Source organism: Streptomyces sp. NPDC104831 (genome assembly GCF_055583025.1).
The window spans coordinates 23166-41073 of record NZ_JBVJOT010000064.1; the positions used below are offsets into that span (position 1 = coordinate 23166).

A 17908-nucleotide genomic window follows, 5' to 3' on the forward strand; every position below is an offset into this window, starting at 1 on the left:
ATCTGCTGCCGCTTGATTGTCTAGCGATGCTAGGATCGCGTCATGTCGGTACAGGAACGCAAGCAGCGCGAGCGGGCGGAGCGGGAACGCCTCATCGTGGCGACAGCCCGTGAACTCGCCGAGCAGCAGGGCTGGGACGCGGTCACCACCCGCCGGCTCGCCGAGCGCATCGAGTACAGCCAGCCCGTCCTCTACAGCCACTTCCGCGGCAAACGGGAGATCATCGGCGCCGTCGCCCTCGAAGGCGCCACCGAGCTGGCCGCGGCGCTGAGGGCCGCCACCTCCGCCGCGGACGGCCCCCGCGCCCGGGTCACCGCCCTCGCCCGCGCCTACCTCGGCTTCGCCGCAGGCAACCCCGCGGTCTACGACGCCCTGTTCCAGCTCGACGGCGGACTCGCGTACGCCCAGGAGGACACCCCGGCACCCCTCAAGGACGCTTTCGCCGCGCTGCTGGAATGCCTCGGCGAGGTCGCCGGGGACGGTGTCCCCCCGGAGCTGTTCACCGAGGTGTTCTGGGCGTCCCTGCACGGGGTCGCGACCCTGACCCGGGCCGGACGGCTGCCGCCGGAGTACACCGAGCAGAGGGTGGAGCTGCTGGTGGAGCGCCTCGCCGTGCTCTGACCCACGGACCCGTGCCCCCGACTCCGGGTCGGGACTGCGCAGTCGGCCGGAACACGCCGGTTCGACATCCCCGCGCGGTCGTTGAGCTTCACGATCGCGCCTCACGATCGTCCGGGAGGTGCGGTGCCCGGGCGGCCACCGTGGCGGCCGCCGACGCACGAGGAGGTTTCCGTGGGCTACACGCGAGCGGACTGGTCCCGCCACTACGACGGCGGCCGGGATTTCCGCCGCCTGGGCGAGGAGGAGAAGGGCCTGCTGGCCGAGCACACCCCGGCGCCCGTCGGCGGCCGAGCCCTCGACGTCGGCTGCGGCACCGGTGAACTGGCGGCCTGCCTGGCGTCTTCCGGTTACGCGGTCGACGCCGTCGACTTCGCCGAGGGCGCCCTCGAGCGGGCCCGCGCGGAGCACACCGCCGTGGCGGGGGTGCGCTGGCTGTGCCTGGACATCGAGCACGACGACCTGGACGCTCTGGCCGAGGACGGCTACGACCTGGTGACCATGCGGCTGTCCGCTGCCTTCCTCGGCAACCGCACCTGGGCTGTCGGCCGGCTGGCCGCGCGGCTGCGCCCGGGCGGGGCGCTCGTCGTCATCACCCCGGTCGCGGAGCGTACCCCGGCCGAGCGGCGCCACATCGCCCTGGACGAGGCCGAACTCGCCGCGCTCTCGGACGGGTTCGCGGACGCCGAACGGTTCGACGCGGAGGGCCTGGCGGTGCTGGTGCTGCGCGGACGGCGCCGGACGTTCACCGCGCAGGAGAAGCGACGGGCGCCCGAGCCGGACGCCGTCTTCGGCGCCGCCGCGATCGTCACCGACGCGTCCGGGCGGGTTCTGCTGGGGCGTTCCACCGAGGGCGTGTGGGAACTGCCGGGAGGGCGCGTCGAGACGGGTGAGAGCGCACCGGCTGCCGCCGTGCGGGAACTGTGGGAGGAGACCGGGCTGACGGCGCGCGCGGAGGACGCCCGCCTCGTCTCGGTCCTCCACGACGACCGGCTCGACGTGCGCCGGGTCACCGCCGTGGTCCGCGTCACCGCGTGGGACGGGCAGCCCCACGTGTGCGAGCCGCACCGGTTCGTGCGCTGGGAGTGGCACGACCCGGACGCCCTGGCCGGCCTGGGGAAGGTCTTCGCGCCTTCCGCGTCGGCGTTGGGCGCGGTGTGGCCCGCGGCGCGGCGGGGGCTGCCGCCCGTTCACTCCTACCCGTGCGCGACCGCCGTCCCTCCCGTGGCAGGCGGGACGGCCGCGGCTGCGCGAGAGGACGACCGCGGCGCGGACGGGGCGCCGCCCGTGCGGTGACCTCGTCCACGCGGTGCGGGGCGGCCCCGGCCGACGTCGCGCGCGGCGGCGGCCCAAGGTGGTCGGCGTCCCGTCCGCGAGCGCGGCCCGGGTCCTCACCGTCGGGGCCACCCGCCACCGCGACCAGGAGACGGGCTTGTCCGGCTGCTGTCGCCGCCCGGACCCACGCCGCCTCGGCGGAGACCGCCTCGGGGCGGCTCGGCGACGGGGGCGCGTCGGCGCACGGCGCCTCCACGACCGCCGCGCGCGGCGACTCCTCCCCCATCCGCCGATCCGGACCGGCGGCCCGTGGCCGCACGCACGAAGCGCCCCCGTCGGCCTGCCGGCCGGTGAGGGCGCCATCGTGTCGGGGAGCGTCAGGCGGTGACCGGCACGTTCACCTTCTGCTCGGCGTCGCGCACGCCGTACTCGTCGTCCACCGGAGATCCCGAGGCGGAGTTGTACGCGTCGAGGTCGAGGATCTTCTCGCGGGCGGCGACGACGACCGGGACCAGTGCCTGGCCGGCGACGTTGGTGGCCGTGCGCATCATGTCCAGCACCGGGTCGATCGCCATCAGCAGGCCCACGCCCTCCAGCGGCAGGCCCAGCGTGGACAGGGTCAGCGTCAGCATGACCGTGGCGCCCGTGAGACCGGCGGTGGCCGCGGAACCGATCACCGAGACGAAGGCGATCAGCAGGTAGTCGCCGATGCTCAGGTGCACGTCGAAGATCTGGGCGATGAAGATGGCGGCAAGGGCCGGGTAGATCGCGGCGCAGCCGTCCATCTTCGTCGTGGCGCCGAACGGCACGGCGAACGAGGTGTACTCCTTCGGCACGCCGAGGCGCTCGGTGACCTTGACCGTGACCGGCATGGTGCCGACGGACGAGCGGGAGACGAAGGCCAGCTGGATGGCGGGCCAGGCACCCTTGAAGAACTGGACCGGGTTGACCTTGGCGACGGTCGCCAGCAGCAGCGGGTAGACGCCGAAGAGGACCAGGGCGCAGCCGATGTAGACGTCGGCGGTGAAGGTCGCGTACTTGCCGATGAGGTCCCAGCCGTAGTCGGCGATGGCGTAGCCGATGAGGCCGACGGTGCCGAGCGGGGCGAGGCGGATGACCCACCACAGGGCCTTCTGCAGCAGTTCCAGGACCGACTCGCTGAGGGTGAGGATCGGCTGCGCCTTCTCACCGAGCTTCAGGGCGGCGATGCCGGCGACGGCGGCCATGAAGACGATCTGCAGGACGTTCAGCTCGGTGAAGGGCGTGATGACGTCCGTCGGGACGATGCCGGTGAGGAAGTCCAGCCAGGAGCCGGCGTACTCGGGCTTCTTCCCGTCCTTCGGGGTGAGGCCGGTGCCCGCGCCGGGGTTGGTGACCAGGCCGATCGCGAGGCCGATCGCGACCGCGATCAGCGATGTGACCATGAACCAGAGCAGGGTGCGGGAGGCCAGCCGGGCGGCGTTGTTCACCTTGCGCAGGTTGGTGATGGACACCAGGATCGCGAAGAAGACCAGCGGGGCGACGGCCAGCTTCAGCAGCTGGACGAAGATGTGGCCGATCTTGTCGAGCGTGGTGTACAGCCACTGCACGTCGAAGCTGCGGGTGACCCAGCCGAGGACGACGCCGAGGACGAGACCGGCGACGATCTGGGCCCAGAAGGGCACCGAGGGTATGCCGCTCCGGACGGGCTTGGCGGGGATTTCGGTGCTCGCGGACGCGGACACGGACACACTCCAGTGAGGGCGTATCGGGGAATACGGACGGACGGGGTGGGTGCGGCGCACGCGCGCTCCGGGCGGCGCCGCTGCATGATGCCGGTCAGACTGCGCGGCAACAGACCGCGGACATACAGCGGCACAGATCGACATGCAGGCGCACCACGAGCAGGGGGCTCATGGGTTCACGGAGGCGCACGGCTGTCTTCACACCGGATACGTTAACACTTGTACTTTGAGACCCTCAAAGTACTTCTTTGAGGGTCTCGCGCCCGCCCGCTCTACCGGTGTGCGCCGTCGGTGCGCAGAGGCGGGACGGCCGGTACCTCGGCGGCGTTCGCCATGTCCTCGCAGGTCAGCCGGAACGCCTCCGGGTAGGCGGCGCGCCGTGTGCGCCGGTCCGGTTCGCTGGTCCGCCACGTGTAGAGGCAGCGCCCGCACTGCACGACGTCCCAGACACCGGGGACGGGCGAGGAGTGCAGGGTCCTGACGCTCTCATGGGCACAGCGGGGACAGCAGTCGGTCATGGGGGTGCCTTCCTTGGTGCGGGGTCGGGTGGGTGCCACAGACGGGGTCAGCCGCGGGCTTCGGACAGCAGGCGCTGGAGCCTGGCCGCCCAGTCCTTCGCCTCGGGGAGGTCCTTGGTGGGCGTGGAGAAGTTGCCGCGCGCGTCGGGATGCACGGGTGTGGTGGCGTCGATGATCATCTTGCTGGTCAGGCCCGCCGGCTGGGCGGCGGGTGCCAGCTCCACCACGGAGAGGTTGGGCAGGATCACGACGTCGTCGGCCGGGTTGACCTTCGACGACATCGCCCACATGACCTGCGGCAGGTCGAACGGGTCGACGTCCTCGTCGACGACGATGACCGTGGTGATGTACCCGAGGCCGTGCGGGGTCGTCATGGCGCGCATGGCCACGGCCTTGGCGAAGCCGCCGTACCGCTTCTTGGTGGAGATCACGGCCAGCAGGCCGTGCGTGTACATGGCGTTGACGGCCTGGACCTCGGGGAACTCGGCGCGCAGCTGCTTCAGCAGCGGGACACAGGTGTTGGGGCCCACGAGGTAGTCGCACTCGGTCCACGGCATGCCCAGGTAGAGGGACTCGAAGACCGGGTCGGTGCGGTAGGAGATGCGGTCGATGCGGACGACGGGCATGCGACGGCCGCCGGAGTAGTGCCCCGTGAACTCGCCGAAGGGGCCCTCGATCTGCCGCTTGCGGCTCTCGATGACGCCTTCGATGACGACCTCGGAGCCCCAGGGCACGTCGAAGCCGGTGAGGGGGGCGGTGGCGATCGGGGCGGGCGCGCCGCGCAGGGCGCCGGCCATCTCGTACTCGCTCTGGTCGTAGCCCATCGGCATCCCGGCCACGATGGCCATCACCGGGTCGTTGCCGAGGGTGATGGCGATGGGGAGGTCCTCGCCCCTCTCCTCCGCCTTGCGCAGGTGGATCGCGATGTCGTGCACGGGGACGGGCTGTATCGCGAGCCGGTTCCGGTCGACGACCTGGAGGCGGTAGGTCCCGACGTTCTGCTTGCCGAAGTGGCCGGGGTCCTCGGGGTCGCGGGAGACCACGGCCGCCTTGTCGAGGTAGAAGCCGCCGTCGCCGTCGTTGAGGCGGAACAGGGGAAGGACCGAGAACAGGTCGACGTCGTCGCCCTCCTGCGTGTTCTCCCGCCACGGGGCGTCCTCGCGCCGCTCGGGGGCGACCGGGAAGGCGTCCCAGCGCCGGGCGAACTCCTCCACCTGCTCCTTGACCGGAGTGTGCTTGGGCAGTCCGAGGGCGAGGGCGTGGTTGGCCCAGGAGCCATGGACGTTCAGGGCGATACGGGCGTCGGTGAAGCCCTTGACGTTGTCGAACCAGAGGGCGGGCGCGCCTTCGCCGATGCGGCCGGCGGCGTTGGCCGCCGCGGCCAGATCGGGTTCGGGAAGGACTTCTTCGGTGATGCGCAGCAGCTGGCCTTCCTTCTCCAGCGTGCCGAGGAAACCGCGCAGGTCGTCGTAAGGCATGGGTACTCCGTGAAAGCGGAAAGGGGCGGGATGCGGGGGGGGGCGCCGGGGCGCGGGGGCCCGCGAGGAGGGTCAGGAAGCCGGTCGCGGCAGGCGGGCGGCGCGCATGCCCTCCCACCTCTTGGCGGCGGGCGCGGGCAGGTCGAACTGGTCCAGGATCCGGGCCACGACGTGGTCGACGATGTCGTCCACCGACCGCGGGTGGTTGTAGAAGGCGGGCATGGGCGGCACCAGCCGTACGCCCATCCGGGAGAGCGCGAGCATGTTCTCCAGGTGGATCTCGCTCAGCGGTGTCTCGCGCGGGACGAGGACGAGCGGGCGGCGCTCCTTGAGCACCACGTCGGCGGCGCGTCCGACCAGGCTGTCGGCGTAGCCCGCGCGGATCCCGGCGAGCGTCTTCATGGAGCACGGCACGATCACCATGCCGTCCGTGCGGAACGACCCGGAGGAGATGGCGGCGCCCTGGTCCTCCGGCCGGTGCACGACGTCGGCCAGGTCGCCGACCCCGCTCGCGGACAGGCCCGTCTCCAGCTCGATCGTCGTGCGCGCCCACCGGCTGAGGACCAGATGGGTCTCGACGTCCGGCAGCTGGGCCAGCGCCTGGAGGAACCGGACACCGAACACGGCGCCGGTGGCCCCCGTCATCCCCACGACCAGTCTCATACCGGGCTTTCCTTCCGCGTGTACCGCGCTGATCAGCGCCTGTGTCCTCACGCTAGGAGCCCGGCGACGGGGTGCGGCGGTACACTCGGGACTCGGCATGGGGAAAAGCGGACAGGTTGCGCGGCGGTCGGTCATCCGGGACCTCGCCCTGCGGCGTACGGCTGGTTCCCCGCCGGGCCTGGAGCTGGTCGGGCTGGCGGGACTGGCCGAGCGCGCCCGCCGGCACGGCAACGATCCGTACGCGTCCTTGCGCCCGGCCTTTCACCAGCTGGTCACCGTGCGGCCGGGCAGCCGGCTGACGGTCTCGGTGGACTTCACCCGGTACGAACTGTCCGGCGGCGACTGGCTGTGGATCCGTCCCGGGCAGGTGCAGCGCTGGGGCGCGGACCTGCCGGGGGCCGAGGGCCTGGTGGTCGCCTTTCCCCCGGGTTTCCCCGACACGGAGACGGCCGCCGCCTCGGTCGCCGACCTGGCGTCCGCCCGGGCCCCCCTCAGACCGCACGCCCCGCACGCGGAGGGCCTGCGCCGGGCACTGGACCACTTGCGGTACGAGTACGAGGCCATGGCCGAGCTGCCCCTGGAGTCCCACGTGCAGGTGCTGCGGCATCTGCTGGCGGTGCTGATGGTGCGCCTGGCGAGGGCGTACGGGTCCGAGCCCGGCGGACCGGCCCCGAACGAGACGTTCCGCCGTTTCCGCACGGCCGTGGAACGCGACTTCGCGGTCACCCGCCGGGTGGAGGACTACGCGGCGGCACTGGGCTACAGCCGTCGCACCCTCACCCGGGCGACCGAGGCCGCCACCGGCATGCCGGCGAAGCGCTACATCGACGAACGCGTGGTGCTGGAGGCCAGACGGGAGCTGGCGCACGGCACGTCGACCGTCGCCGCCGTGGCGGCACGTCTCGGCTTCGCCGACGCCAGCGACTTCACCAAGTTCTTCCGGCAGCGGACGGGCACGACACCGACGGCCTTCCGCGCGACGGCCCGCGGCGCCTGACCGCACGGCCGTCGGCACCCGGAACCGGGGCCCGACCCGGCCGGGCCGTGGCACGTCGGCGCCCGGCGTGCCGGCGTGCCGACGACCGGGAGGCGTCCCCGGTCCGGCGGCCCCGTGGGGTCCCGGCCCCGCGGTCCGGCCCCGCCGGCACGCGCGTACCGCGGGAGCGGGCCGCGTCCCGCGTGCATCGGTCCGCCCGTCGCAGGGACGTCCGGCAGGACCGGCCGCGGCAGCCGGGCGGGACCTGTCCACGTCCGGGTGAAGACGGCCGGAAGCCCTCTGGCCGCTCGGTGCCCGAGAGGATGCACTGGGACCAGCGGCCTCATCGGACCCGCCGCCCCGCCGACACCGGTCACCGCGACCGTGCGGCCCCCGCCCGCGACCGCCGTCCCCGCCGTCCCCGCCACCTGGAGCACCCGCCCGCGCCCGTCCCGCACGCGTGCTCCTGCCCCCGGGGGCGGGGACCCGCCACGAAGAGGTGACACAGCAATGAACACGGCACGGCAATCCGCCGCCCGGCTGATCGACGAGAGTCTGGGCTTCCTGTTCCCCGCTGCGCTGCGCGCCGCCGCTGCCGTGCGGGTGGCCGACCACATGACGGACGGCGCCGAGAGCGTCGAGCGGCTCGCCGAAGCGACCGGGACCGACGCCCGCAACCTCGGGCGAGTCCTGCGGCTGCTCGCCACGCGCGGCGTGGTCGAGGAGGCGGGCGCGGGGCGGTTCCGGCTGACCTCCACCGGTCAGGCACTGCGCTCCGACGCCCCTCATTCCGCCCGTGCCGCGATCCTCATGCTCACCGACGCCACCATGTGGCGCCCCGCCGGGGAGATGCACCGCTGCCTGACCGACGGCGGCTCCGCCTTCACCGGCATCTTCGGGACGACGTTCTTCGACCACTTCGCGCGCGACCCGGAAACCGCCGCCGTCTTCCACGTGGGCATGGCCGCCCTATCGGACCACGAGAACGAACCCATCGCGGGGGCCTACGACTTCCCGCCCACGGGCACCGTCGTGGACGTCGGCGGCGGCCACGGCGGCCTGCTCCTGGAGGTGCTCCGCCAAGGGCCCGGCCTGCACGGAGTGCTCCACGACCAGGCGCATGTCCTCGCCGGCCACCGGCTGGGCGGCCATGCCGACATCGCCGGCCGCTGGTCCACAGCCGAGGGCGACTTCTTCTCCTCGGTCCCGTCGGCGGACGTCTACCTCATCAAGCGCATCCTCCACGACTGGGACGACGAGCAGTCCGCCACGATCCTGCGCAACTGCCGGCGGGCCATGGCACCCGGCGGACGCGTCCTCGTCATCGACGCCGTCGTGCCACCCGGTGACCTGCCCCACCAGTCCAAGACCCTCGACCTGATGATGATGGCCTCCCTGGTGGGACGGGAGCGCACCGAAGAGGACTTCGTCCGGCTCTTCGCGGAGGCGGGGCTGCGCCTGCGGCGGATCGTGCCCACGCCCACCGTGCTGTCCGTCGTCGAGGCCGTGGGCGCCGGCTAGGGGGAGGGAGGCGGGACGTCGGTTCCCGGCCAGGCGTCCCGCGCGCCGGGGTGCTGTGCGTCTCCCGAGGCCGACGGATGGGCGTGCACGGCCTGCAGGAGCGTCCCCGCGCCGCGGACCGCCGCGGTGTGCGGGGCGCGGACCGTGTGCAGTCGTGCGGGGAGCCGGGCGCCGAGCCGGTTCCTGACATCGGGGCGCAGGGCGCCTCCGCCGGCCAGGAGGACGTCGCGCCGCAAGGCGTCCGCGGTGAGGGTGGTGTGGTCCTGGTGGAGCATCGCCGTCAGCATCCGGGCGACCGCTTCGGCGATGTGCCCGGGCGTGGTCGTGTCGTCCAGGTCGCTGGTGCCCAGGGCGGTGCGGCGCGCGTCGGTGACGGCGCCGTCGCTCAGCAGCACCAGCTCCGTGAGGTGAGCGCCGACGTCCACCACCAGCAGCGGCCGGGTGAGGTCCGCGCCGGAGGCCAGGGCGATGCCACGGGCGCTGGGCACGGTGAGGACGGCACGCGGCCGCAGCACGTCGACCGCCGCGCGGGCCTGGGCGCGGTAGGCCGGCCCGTCGAGAACGGGGGCGGTGATGACGACCACGGGACGTACGAGAGGGGGCAGGCGGTCCGCGAGCAGGCGCCGCAGCATCCGGGCGCAGCCCGGCGTGTCGATGATCGTGCCGCGCTGGATGGGGTGGACCGCGCCGGCGCCGGGGAAGGTCTCGGTGGGCACGTCCACCACCACACCGCGGCCGGCGATCAGGGCGCGGGTGCGGGCACTGCCCATGTCCAGGGCGATGCCGCAGCAGTGCCGGCACAGCGGCCAGGGGCGGTGCCGGGCGGGGACGGCGTACGGGCGGCGCGCGCCGTTCACGGGCCGACCTCCTCGGCCTGCCGGCAGCGACCGCAGTAGCGGGCCTGCGGCACGATCCTCAGGCGTTCGAGGCCGACGGAGCGCCGGCACAGGTGGCAGATGCCGTAGGAACCCTCGTCCATGCGCCGCAGGGCCGCCTCCACGTCGGTGAGGACCATACGGGCGTATGCGGCCAGCTTGGCATCGACCTCGGCCCGCGCGGCCGTCTGCCGTACCGCCCCCGCCGGGGTCCGGGAGGCCTGCGGTCCCGCGAGCCGGCGCACCTGCTCCCGGCGGAACAGACGCTGCTCGTTCAGGTTCTCGCGCAGCGCGGCCAGGTCCTCGGCCGGCAGGGCGGTCGTGATCCCGCCGGAGGCACCGTGGTTCACCTTGTCACCCCTCGTCGTCGTGCGGTGGTGAAGACGCGTACGGGCGATGGTCAGGAGCTGCTCAGCCGGCAGGTGACGCAGTGGCGGGTGTAGGGAAGGATCTCCAGCCGTTCCGCGGGAATCGGCTTGGCGCAGGCCAGGCAGGTTCCGTAGGTTCCGTCCTCGACGCGGGCGAAGGCTTCCGCGATCTCTTCGAGGATCTGCTTCATGGCGTTCTTCTGTTCGGACAGCAGGGGGTCGTCCGCGCCGCGTCCGCTCTCGTCGAGCGCCTGCACCTGTGCGAGCCGGGAGGCCCGTGCGTGCTCCAGGCGCTGCCGCGCCTCGTTCGGGTGGAGGCCGGTCCGGGTGACGTCGAGCGACATGGCGGTGTTCCTCTCTGGGTGTCGTACGGCCTGTCGGAGGCGTCGTACGGCTGTCCGGGGGCCGTACGGGCCGCACGGTTCCGGGGTCGTCCGGCACGGGTGTGCCGTCCCGGTGACAGGCGCGGGTGGCCCGGCGGTGTGCCCGGGCCACCCGCCGGTGGGGTGACGCCTTCCACTCTGGGCGGGCCGGCCGCGCACGCCTATCGGGCGCGGACCCCATTTGCGTGGGGGCGGAAGATCCATGCGGACCGCCGTGGGTGGCCGTGACCAGGGGAAATGGATCTCGTGCCCCATGGACGGCACGCGCGGGCAGGGGCAGGCTGGCCGTGGGCTCACTCGAGCGCTCCTGCACCATGGACGCCGATGAGGATGCCGCGGCGCCCGGCAGTGCGGGCGAACCGACGGCACGGTGAAGGGGAGGCGCGAGCCGGTGTCGTTGTTCTGGCGGATCTTCGCTCTGAACGCCGTGGTGCTGGGTACGGCCACGGCGCTGTTGCTGTGGGCGCCGGTGACCGTGTCGGTGCCGGTGGTGCTCACCGAGGCGGTCATCCTGGTGGGCGGCCTGGTGGTCATGCTGGTGGCCAACGCCGCGCTGCTGCGGCTCGGCCTCGCTCCGCTGGACCGCCTCACGCGGCTGATGGCCACCGTGGACCTGCTGCGCCCGGGCCAGCGCCTGACCACGCAGGGGGGCGGTGAGGTCGCCGAGGTGATCCGTACGTTCAACGCCATGCTGGAGCGCCTGGAACGGGAGCGGGCCACCAGCAGTGCCCGGGTGCTGCTGGCCCAGGAGGCCGAGCGCCGCCGTATCGCGCAGGAACTGCACGACGAGGTCGGCCAGACCATGACCGCGATCCTGCTGGCGTTGAAGCGGGCCGCGGACGACGCGCCCGAGCCGCTGGGCAAGGAGCTGCGGGAGGCCCAGGAGATCACCCGGGAGAGCCTGGACGAGGTACGGCGCCTGGTGCGCCGGCTGCGGCCCGGTGTGCTGGACGACCTGGGACTGGTGAGCGCGCTGACCTCGCTCGCGGAGGGCATCGCCACCCACACCGGGATGCGGGTCGGCCGCCGTTTCGACGCCGAGCTGCCCGCCCTGGACCCGCAGACGGAGCTGGTCCTCTACCGCGTCGCGCAGGAGTCGCTGACCAACGCCGCGCGGCACGCGGACGCGGAAACGGTCACCGTCGCCCTGCGGCACACCGATGAGAAGGTGGTGCTGGCCGTCACCGACGACGGCTGCGGCATCACGGCGCCGCGCGAAGGCGCCGGCATTCGTGGCATGCGCGAACGGGCCCTGCTCATCGGCGGCAGCCTGGAGATCGCTCCGGCCGCCCACGCCGGCACCCGGGTCACGCTGACCGCGCCCGTCTCCAGGAAGCAGCCCTGATCATGTCCGACACCGCCACGACCACGGGCATCGCCAGGAGCGCCGGCACCGGCACGCAGGCGATCCGTATCCTGCTCGCCGACGACCACCGCCTGGTCCGCCGCGGGGTGCGGCTCATCCTCGACCAGGAGCCGGACCTCGAAGTGGTCGCCGAGGCCGGGGACGGCGCCGAGGCCGTCGAACTGGCCCGCACCCACGACGTCGACCTCGCCGTGCTCGACATCGCCATGCCGCGGCTGACCGGTCTGCAGGCCGCCCGCGAACTGGCCGCGCTCCGGCCGGGCCTGCGCATCCTGATGCTCACCATGCACGACAACGAGCAGTACTTCTTCCAGGCCCTCAAGGCCGGGGCCTGCGGGTACGTCCTGAAGTCCGTCGCCGACCAGGACCTGGTCGCCGCCTGCCGGGCCGCGATGCGCAACGAACCCTTCCTCTATCCGGGCGCGGTCACCGCGCTGATCCGCAACTACCTCGCCCGCGTCCGCGACGGCGAGGAGACCACCGACCAGGTTCTCACCCCTCGTGAGGAGGAGGTCCTCAAACTGGTCGCCGAGGGGCATTCCTCCAAGGAGATCGCCGACCTGCTGTTCATCAGCGTCAAGACCGTCCAGCGGCACCGCGCGAACCTCCTGCAGAAGCTGGGCCTGCGCGACCGCCTCGAACTCACCCGCTACGCCATCCGCGTCGGCCTGATCGAACCCTGACCGCCCGCCCGCCCGTCCGAAACCGGGACCGGAGTCGTGCCGTCCCACAGCGAGTGACCAGAACGGAAGGGGGGCGGCGCGTGCTCCACGAGACGCGTACCGCCACCGGAGCCCGCGGCACGGGCGGCACCTCCGGCATCGGCGGCGTCCCCTGCCCCGTGGCCCGCGCCCTCGCCGCCGCTGTCACCACGGTGATCGCGGTGAGCGCTGTCCTCCTGTGGGCCGTCCTGTCGGTGCCGCCGTCCGCGCTCCATGGCGTCGCCCCCGGTGCCGCGCCGGGCGGACCGGCCACCGCCCGGGTGGCGGCGGCCGACGGCCACCGCGAGGCCGCACCGCTCGCCGACGACCGCTGTGACACCGCCTGCGCCGGCCACGCCGCCGTCCGCACCGCGCACACCGAGCACGTCGCCCCCCGCGGCGACCTCACCGCCTGCCCCGACACCACGGTGCTCGTCCCGCCCGGCCCGGCGTGGCTCCCGCCGACGGCCGGACGTCTCCCCGCCGCCGCTCCTCCCCCGCCCCCTGACCGCGGACGGTCACCGCCCGCGCCCTCCGGCCAAGCACACACCACCCCATCCCCCTAGACACCACCGGCCGCACCCTTCCGTGGCCGTGGTGCGCCTGCCGGAGGCTTCCCGTGACCCGTTCCGCCCGGGTGAGGGCGCTGCTCGCCCTCACCGTGATCGCCCTGTCCGTGTACATCGCCGTCACCGTCCCGCTCCGTTACGGCCTCGACCTGCGCGGCGGCACCCAGATCGTGCTGGAGACCCGCCCCACCGCCACCGCGCGCGCCGACCGTGAGGCGACCGACCGCACCCTGGAGGTGCTGCGCGGCCGCATCGACGCGCTGGGCGTCGCCGAACCGACCCTCGTCCGTTCCGGCGAGCACCGCATCATCGTGGAACTGCCCGGCGTGCAGGACCCGCGGAAGGCCGCCGAGGTGCTGGGCCGCACCGCGCAGCTCACCTTCCACCCGGTGCTCGGCGCCGCCGGGCAAGGCGGGAAGACCCCGCGCCCACTGCCGGAACGGCCGGGGGAAAGGGTCCTGCCGGACGAGTCGGGGACACGGTTGCGCCTGGCCGCCCCGGCGCTGACCGGTGGTCACGTCAAGGCGGCCGCCGCCCGGTTCGACCAGCAGGGCGGCGCCGGCTGGCACGTCACCGTCGACTTCGCGGGTGCCGGCCGCGACGGCTGGGCGCGGCTCACGGGCGAGGCCGCCTGCCACCCGGCGGGCGATCCGGCCCGGCGCGTGGCCATCGTCCTCGACGGCAAGGTCATCTCCTCCCCGCAGGTCGATCCGTCCGTGGCCTGCGGGTCGGGCATCCGCGACGGCGCCACACGGATCACGGGCTCCTTCGGCCCGGAGGAAGCCCGCGAACTGGCCCTGCTCGTCAACGGCGGCGCGCTGCCCGTGCCCGTCGAGACGGTGGAGCAGCGCACCGTGGGTCCGACCCTGGGCGCGCGGGCCATCACGGCAAGCGCCTGGGCCGCGACCCTGGGCACGGCCCTGACCGCGCTGTTCGTCATCGTCGTCTACCGGTTGATGGGCGTGCTGGCCACCGTGGCGCTGGTCTGCTACGGCCTGGTCTCCTACGCGGCCCTGGCCGCGCTCGGGGCCACCGTGACCCTGCCGGGGCTCGCCGGATTCGTCCTGGCGATCGGCATGGCGGTGGACGCCAACGTGCTGGTCTTCGAGAGGGCCCGCGAGGAGTACGCGGCCGGCCGCCGTCCCAGTACCCGCTCGGCCCTGGCGGCCGGCTTCCGCAACGCCTTCGGCGCGATCGCCGACTCGAACGTCACCACGTTGATCGCGGCCGCTCTGCTGTTCTTCCTCGCGTCCGGGCCCGTGCGGGGTTTCGGCGTCACCCTCGGCATCGGCGTGCTCGCCTCCATGTTCAGCGCCTTGGTGATCACCCGGGTGCTCGCCGAGTACGCGGCGAACCGCGCCCCGGTCCGCCGTCGTCCGCGCGTCACCGGCCTCGCGACCGCGGGTGCCGTCCGCGAACGGCTCACCCGACGCAACCCGCAGCTGATGCGCCACCCCGGCCGCTGGCTGGCCGCGGCGGTCGCCGGGCTCGTGCTGGCCGGCTCGGGCATCGTGATCCGCGGCATCGACCTCGGCGTGGAGTTCACGGGCGGCCGCCTCATCGAGTACGCCACCAGCGCCCCCGTCGACCCGGGCCGGGCCCGTGCCGCCCTCGCCGACGCGGGGTTCCCCCGCGCCGTCGTGCAGTCCTCCGGCGAAAGTGGACTGACGGTGCGCACCGAGGTCCTGACCGACGCGGAAGAGGGCACGGTCACCGGCACCGTGCGCGGACTCGCCGGCGGGGCGGACAAGCTGCGCGACGAACTGATCGGACCCAGCCTGGGCGAGGAACTGCGCCGGGACGCCGTGATCGCGCTCGCCGTGGCCCTCGGAGCGCAGCTCTGCTACCTCGCGTGGCGCTTCCGCTGGCTGTTCGGCACCGCCGCGGTCGCGGCCCTCGCCCACGACGTGGTGATCCTCGTCGGGGTCTTCGCGTGGCTCGGCAAGCCCGTCGACGGGGTGTTCCTGGCCGCCCTGCTCACCGTCGTCGGCTACTCGGTCAACGACTCGGTGGTCCTCTTCGACCGGGTCCGGGAACTGGCCCGGCGCACGCCCGGGGCACCGCTGGGCGGCATCGCGAACGAGGCCGTCCTGCAGACCCTGCCCCGCACCGTGAACACGGGCATGGGCGCCGCCTTCATCCTGACCGCCCTCGCCGTATTCGGCGGACCTTCGCTCACCGACTTCGCCCTGGCCCTGCTCATCGGGCTCGCCGTCGGCACGTACTCCTCCGTCTTCACCGCGGCGCCCGCCGCCGTCGCACTGCACGACCACCGCCGGGTGCGGCGGTGAACGACACCCATGCGTGCCGGTGGCGGCTCCTCACGGCTGCGGGACGTGGAGCGGCAGGTCCCGGTGGAAGGCGATCGAGCCGGTGTTCCCGGTCGAGGTGATCGCCTTCAGCCGCCGTGCCCCGTGGCGTTCCGCCGCCTCGGCTGGGGTGATCGGTCAGGGCTTGGTCGAAGTCGGCCACCCCGGCCGGTGTGATGCGTATGCCCATGATGACGATCACGGCAGGCGCCGCAGCGGCCGACAGCACATACGACAGCGGGACGACACCTGCCGTGCACGGCGCTCCGCTCACCCGGGCGGCGTCGGTCCGCTCCTGGTGCGGGGGCCGAAAGCTCTGAGGGTGGCGTCGACGAGCGAGTCGGCGTACGCGGCGGTCAGCGGACCGCCGCGGTGCAGCCACCGCTGGAAGAGGGGGGCGTAGAGCACTTCGAGGGCCAGGTCGAGGTCGGCGTCGGCGTCGAGCTGGCCGGCCTCCTGGGCGCTGCGCAAGCGCGCCCTCTTCGCCTCGTCCAGCGGCCGGGCCACCTTCTCCCGGTACTCGGCCGCCAGCGTGTCGTCCTTGGCGATCTCGGTGTGGAGGGCCCGTATCAGCCTGTCGAAAGCCGGATCGGCGAACTCCTCGACCGTGGCGCGCATGACGAGCTTGAGGTCGGCCTCCAGGTCACCCGTGTCCGGCAGCACGACGGGCTGCCCGTCCGCACCCTCGCTCAGCGCCAAGAGGGCGGCGAAGACGACCGCGCTCTTCGACGGCCACCGCCGGTAGATCGTCTGCTTGCCGACGCCGGCCCGGGCGGCGATGGCTTCGACGGTGACCTTGTCGTACGCCTCCTCCGCGACCAGGGCGCGGGTGGCCGCGAGGATCGCCTGCCGGGATCGTTCCTTGCGCCGGGAGTGGTCCGGCCCCTTTTCGCTGGACATGCGGTCACCCTACTCCAGGAAGTAAACGAGACGGTCCGTATTGCTTAGTCGGCAGCGATGTTCTAGGCTCATCGACGAAACGGCACGAGCCGTCTCGTTTACTGGGAGTGAGGCATCATGGCGGAAGCAAGGGTCTGGCTCATCACCGGCGCGTCCCGCGGCCTGGGCAGGGCCTTCACCGAGGCCGCCTTGGCCGCCGGCGACCGCGTGGTGGCCGCCGCCCGCGACGTCGGGCCGCTGCGGGAACTGACCGCAAGGCATCCCGGCCACCTGGTCCCGCTCGCGCTGGACGTCTCCGACCGCCGGGCCGTGTTCGACGGGGTGGAACAGGCGGCCGCCGCGTTCGGCAGGCTCGACGTCGTCGTCAACAACGCCGGCGGAATGCTCTACGGCATGGTGGAGGAGGCCACCGAGGAGCAGATCCGGGCGCATTTCGACGTCAACTTCTTCGGCGCCGTGTGGGTGACCCAGGCGGTCCTTCCCCACTTGCGCGCCCAGGGCGGGGGGCGGCTCCTCCAGGTCACCTCGATGGGCACCGGCGGCGGCATGGCCACCGTCGGCTTCTACGGCGCGGGCAAGGCCGCGCTGGACTCGGTCAGCGAGGCACTGGCGATGGAGGTCGAGGGCTTCGGCATCAAGGTCACCATCGTGCAGATGGGCGGTTACGACACCGGCCTGTTCACCACCGGCACCACGACCACCGAGCCCCAGGCGCGGTACCAGCCCCTGCGCACGCGGATGGAGGCGTTGTGGGGCGACGACGTCGCCCCGGAGCCGGGCACCGCCGCTCCGGTCATCATGGAGCTGTCCGCACTGCCGGACCCGCCCCGGCGGCTGATCGTCGGCAGCCAGTCCTTCGATCACGTCCTGGAGATGAACCGGGCCCGGACGGACCTGTACCGGTCCTGGGAGCGCCTCAGCCGCATCGCCCCGGGCTGACCGGCCCTGGGCACCGCTCGGGGGTGATCGCCGTCGGGCTCCCGCCGGCGGTGGCCGGGCCCCGCGTCCGCGTCGGCGAAGCGTCTACCAGCCGGCGCCGACCGGCGGGCCGGGGTCGGGGGTGTTGGAGCCGGCGTGGGTGTAACGCTGCCCGGTGCGGCTGCCGTGCCAGTCGAGGACCATCGTGGTGGCGTCGTCGGGCAGGGATCCGCCGCAGGCGTCGTGCACCGCCGAGGTCAGGGCGCGCACCACTTCACGGGGGTGTGCGTCGCGGGTGGCCTGGAGGAGCGTGGGGAAGTCCACCGCGGCGGCGGCGCGTTCGCGCATGCCGTCGGTGATCAGGATCAGGCGGTCGCCGGGCTCCAGGAGGAGCCGTTGCACCTGGTAGGTGACCGGGGCGGGCACCCCGAACGGCATGTTCACCTTGATGGTCAGCTCTTCCACGCTCGTGCCGCGCAGGCGCAGCGGCCAGGGGTGCCCGGCGTTGACCAGTTCGCAGGCGCCGGTTTCCAGCTGGACGCGCAGCAGCTGCCCGGTGGTCATGCCGTGGCCGTGCCTGGCGATCGCCCGGTGGGCGGCGTAGGCCTGGTCGAGAACGCCGCGCCCCGGGGGGGGGGGGGGGGGGGGGGGGGTTCCGGGTAATGTGGGCAACAACACCGGGGGCGTGTTTTTGGTCCCCGCCCCCGTGGTCTAGGAGGAAAGGGCGTCCTTTTTTGAGGGGTCGT

The 17908-nt window shown here is 73.2% G+C and carries 18 protein-coding genes; 9 read left to right on the top strand and 9 right to left on the bottom strand.

The genetic code is table 11. From position 1 onward, the window contains the following. Positions 1–42: 42 nt before the first annotated feature. Both ACZ63H_RS32390 and ACZ63H_RS32395 read left to right on the top strand, forming a co-directional pair. Positions 43–621 (top strand): TetR/AcrR family transcriptional regulator, encoded by a 579-nt coding sequence (locus ACZ63H_RS32390; protein ID WP_469871239.1) that lies wholly within the window; start codon positions 43–45, stop codon positions 619–621. A 171-nt stretch (positions 622–792) separates the two neighbouring features. Next, positions 793–1914, top strand: a complete 1122-nt coding sequence (locus tag ACZ63H_RS32395) for a bifunctional class I SAM-dependent methyltransferase/NUDIX hydrolase (protein ID WP_469871241.1) — start codon at positions 793–795, stop codon at positions 1912–1914. Between the two features lie 356 nt (positions 1915–2270). On the opposite strand, the gene ACZ63H_RS32400 is transcribed toward ACZ63H_RS32395, so the two are convergent. The 4 genes from ACZ63H_RS32400 to ACZ63H_RS32415 form a co-directional block, all read right to left on the bottom strand. After that, positions 2271–3617, bottom strand: coding sequence for a dicarboxylate/amino acid:cation symporter (locus ACZ63H_RS32400; RefSeq protein ID WP_469871243.1), 1347 nt, complete (start codon positions 3615–3617; stop codon positions 2271–2273). Between the two features lie 272 nt (positions 3618–3889). Continuing rightward, complete coding sequence (locus tag ACZ63H_RS32405) at positions 3890–4135, bottom strand: non-oxidative hydroxyarylic acid decarboxylases subunit D (protein ID WP_469871245.1); 246 nt, start codon at positions 4133–4135, stop codon at positions 3890–3892. 47 nt (positions 4136–4182) lie between these two features. Beyond that, a complete protein-coding gene (locus ACZ63H_RS32410) occupies positions 4183–5613 on the bottom strand; it encodes a non-oxidative hydroxyarylic acid decarboxylases subunit C (protein ID WP_469871247.1) in 1431 nt (476 codons plus the stop codon). A gap of 72 nt (positions 5614–5685) precedes the next feature. After that, on the bottom strand, positions 5686–6276 hold the full coding sequence (locus tag ACZ63H_RS32415) for a non-oxidative hydroxyarylic acid decarboxylases subunit B (RefSeq protein ID WP_469871249.1): 591 nt from the start codon (positions 6274–6276) through the stop codon (positions 5686–5688). Positions 6277–6373: 97 nt separating this feature from the next. On the opposite strand from ACZ63H_RS32415, the gene ACZ63H_RS32420 reads away from it, so the two are divergent. Both ACZ63H_RS32420 and ACZ63H_RS32425 read left to right on the top strand, forming a co-directional pair. Continuing rightward, positions 6374–7273 (top strand): helix-turn-helix domain-containing protein, encoded by a 900-nt coding sequence (locus ACZ63H_RS32420; RefSeq protein ID WP_469871251.1) that lies wholly within the window; start codon positions 6374–6376, stop codon positions 7271–7273. 489 nt (positions 7274–7762) lie between these two features. After that, entirely contained in the window at positions 7763–8773 is a 1011-nt protein-coding gene (locus ACZ63H_RS32425) for a methyltransferase (protein WP_469871253.1), read from the top strand. Here the strand turns inward: ACZ63H_RS32425 and ACZ63H_RS32430 are convergent. From ACZ63H_RS32430 to ACZ63H_RS32440, 3 genes are read right to left on the bottom strand one after another with little or no spacing between them, the layout of a single operon-like run. Next, the gene (locus tag ACZ63H_RS32430) at positions 8770–9630 is read right to left on the bottom strand and encodes a hypothetical protein (protein ID WP_469871255.1); all 861 of its coding nucleotides are present in this window, start codon (positions 9628–9630) and stop codon (positions 8770–8772) included. The genes ACZ63H_RS32425 and ACZ63H_RS32430 overlap by 4 nt on opposite strands. Next, a complete protein-coding gene (locus ACZ63H_RS32435; protein WP_469871257.1) occupies positions 9627–9998 on the bottom strand; it encodes a TraR/DksA family transcriptional regulator in 372 nt (123 codons plus the stop codon). The genes ACZ63H_RS32430 and ACZ63H_RS32435 overlap by 4 nt, the downstream gene beginning before the upstream one ends. A gap of 50 nt (positions 9999–10048) precedes the next feature. After that, a complete protein-coding gene (locus ACZ63H_RS32440; protein ID WP_469871259.1) occupies positions 10049–10360 on the bottom strand; it encodes a TraR/DksA C4-type zinc finger protein in 312 nt (103 codons plus the stop codon). A gap of 430 nt (positions 10361–10790) precedes the next feature. Between ACZ63H_RS32440 and ACZ63H_RS32445 the strand changes: the two genes are divergently transcribed. The 4 genes from ACZ63H_RS32445 to secD all read left to right on the top strand — a co-directional run bounded on the left by ACZ63H_RS32445 (position 10791) and on the right by secD (position 15326). Then, on the top strand, positions 10791–11744 hold the full coding sequence (locus ACZ63H_RS32445) for a sensor histidine kinase (RefSeq protein WP_469871261.1): 954 nt from the start codon (positions 10791–10793) through the stop codon (positions 11742–11744). 2 nt (positions 11745–11746) lie between these two features. Beyond that, positions 11747–12448, top strand: coding sequence for a response regulator (locus tag ACZ63H_RS32450; protein ID WP_469871263.1), 702 nt, complete (start codon positions 11747–11749; stop codon positions 12446–12448). A gap of 80 nt (positions 12449–12528) precedes the next feature. Continuing rightward, a complete protein-coding gene (locus ACZ63H_RS32455) occupies positions 12529–13032 on the top strand; it encodes a hypothetical protein (protein WP_469871265.1) in 504 nt (167 codons plus the stop codon). A gap of 53 nt (positions 13033–13085) precedes the next feature. Beyond that, positions 13086–15326, top strand: coding sequence for a protein translocase subunit SecD (gene secD, locus ACZ63H_RS32460; protein WP_469871267.1), 2241 nt, complete (start codon positions 13086–13088; stop codon positions 15324–15326). A 288-nt stretch (positions 15327–15614) separates the two neighbouring features. On the opposite strand, the gene ACZ63H_RS32465 is transcribed toward secD, so the two are convergent. Then, on the bottom strand, positions 15615–16244 hold the full coding sequence (locus tag ACZ63H_RS32465) for a TetR/AcrR family transcriptional regulator (RefSeq protein WP_469871269.1): 630 nt from the start codon (positions 16242–16244) through the stop codon (positions 15615–15617). A gap of 117 nt (positions 16245–16361) precedes the next feature. Here ACZ63H_RS32465 and ACZ63H_RS32470 point away from each other — a divergent pair, with 117 nt between their 5' ends. Next, positions 16362–17183: an SDR family NAD(P)-dependent oxidoreductase gene (locus ACZ63H_RS32470; protein ID WP_469871271.1), complete on the top strand. Its 822-nt coding sequence runs from the start codon at positions 16362–16364 to the stop codon at positions 17181–17183. A gap of 84 nt (positions 17184–17267) precedes the next feature. Here the strand turns inward: ACZ63H_RS32470 and ACZ63H_RS32475 are convergent, their stop codons facing one another. Next, positions 17268–17840 (bottom strand): PP2C family protein-serine/threonine phosphatase, encoded by a 573-nt coding sequence (locus tag ACZ63H_RS32475; protein WP_469871273.1) that lies wholly within the window; start codon positions 17838–17840, stop codon positions 17268–17270. Positions 17841–17908 lie beyond the last annotated feature (68 nt).

What these genes read in the sequence shown, in the direction of transcription:
- ACZ63H_RS32390 (WP_469871239.1), top strand. Translation starts at nt 43, where the DNA reads ATGTCGGTACAGGAACGCAAGCAGCGCGAGCGGGCGGAGCGGGAACGC.
- ACZ63H_RS32405 (WP_469871245.1), bottom strand. Translation starts at nt 4,135, where the DNA reads ATGACCGACTGCTGTCCCCGCTGTGCCCATGAGAGCGTCAGGACCCTG.
- ACZ63H_RS32410 (WP_469871247.1), bottom strand. Translation starts at nt 5,613, where the DNA reads ATGCCTTACGACGACCTGCGCGGTTTCCTCGGCACGCTGGAGAAGGAA.
- ACZ63H_RS32415 (WP_469871249.1), bottom strand. Translation starts at nt 6,276, where the DNA reads ATGAGACTGGTCGTGGGGATGACGGGGGCCACCGGCGCCGTGTTCGGT.
- ACZ63H_RS32420 (WP_469871251.1), top strand. Translation starts at nt 6,374, where the DNA reads ATGGGGAAAAGCGGACAGGTTGCGCGGCGGTCGGTCATCCGGGACCTC.
- ACZ63H_RS32425 (WP_469871253.1), top strand. Translation starts at nt 7,763, where the DNA reads ATGAACACGGCACGGCAATCCGCCGCCCGGCTGATCGACGAGAGTCTG.
- ACZ63H_RS32440 (WP_469871259.1), bottom strand. Translation starts at nt 10,360, where the DNA reads ATGTCGCTCGACGTCACCCGGACCGGCCTCCACCCGAACGAGGCGCGG.
- ACZ63H_RS32450 (WP_469871263.1), top strand. Translation starts at nt 11,747, where the DNA reads ATGTCCGACACCGCCACGACCACGGGCATCGCCAGGAGCGCCGGCACC.
- ACZ63H_RS32465 (WP_469871269.1), bottom strand. Translation starts at nt 16,244, where the DNA reads ATGTCCAGCGAAAAGGGGCCGGACCACTCCCGGCGCAAGGAACGATCC.
- ACZ63H_RS32470 (WP_469871271.1), top strand. Translation starts at nt 16,362, where the DNA reads ATGGCGGAAGCAAGGGTCTGGCTCATCACCGGCGCGTCCCGCGGCCTG.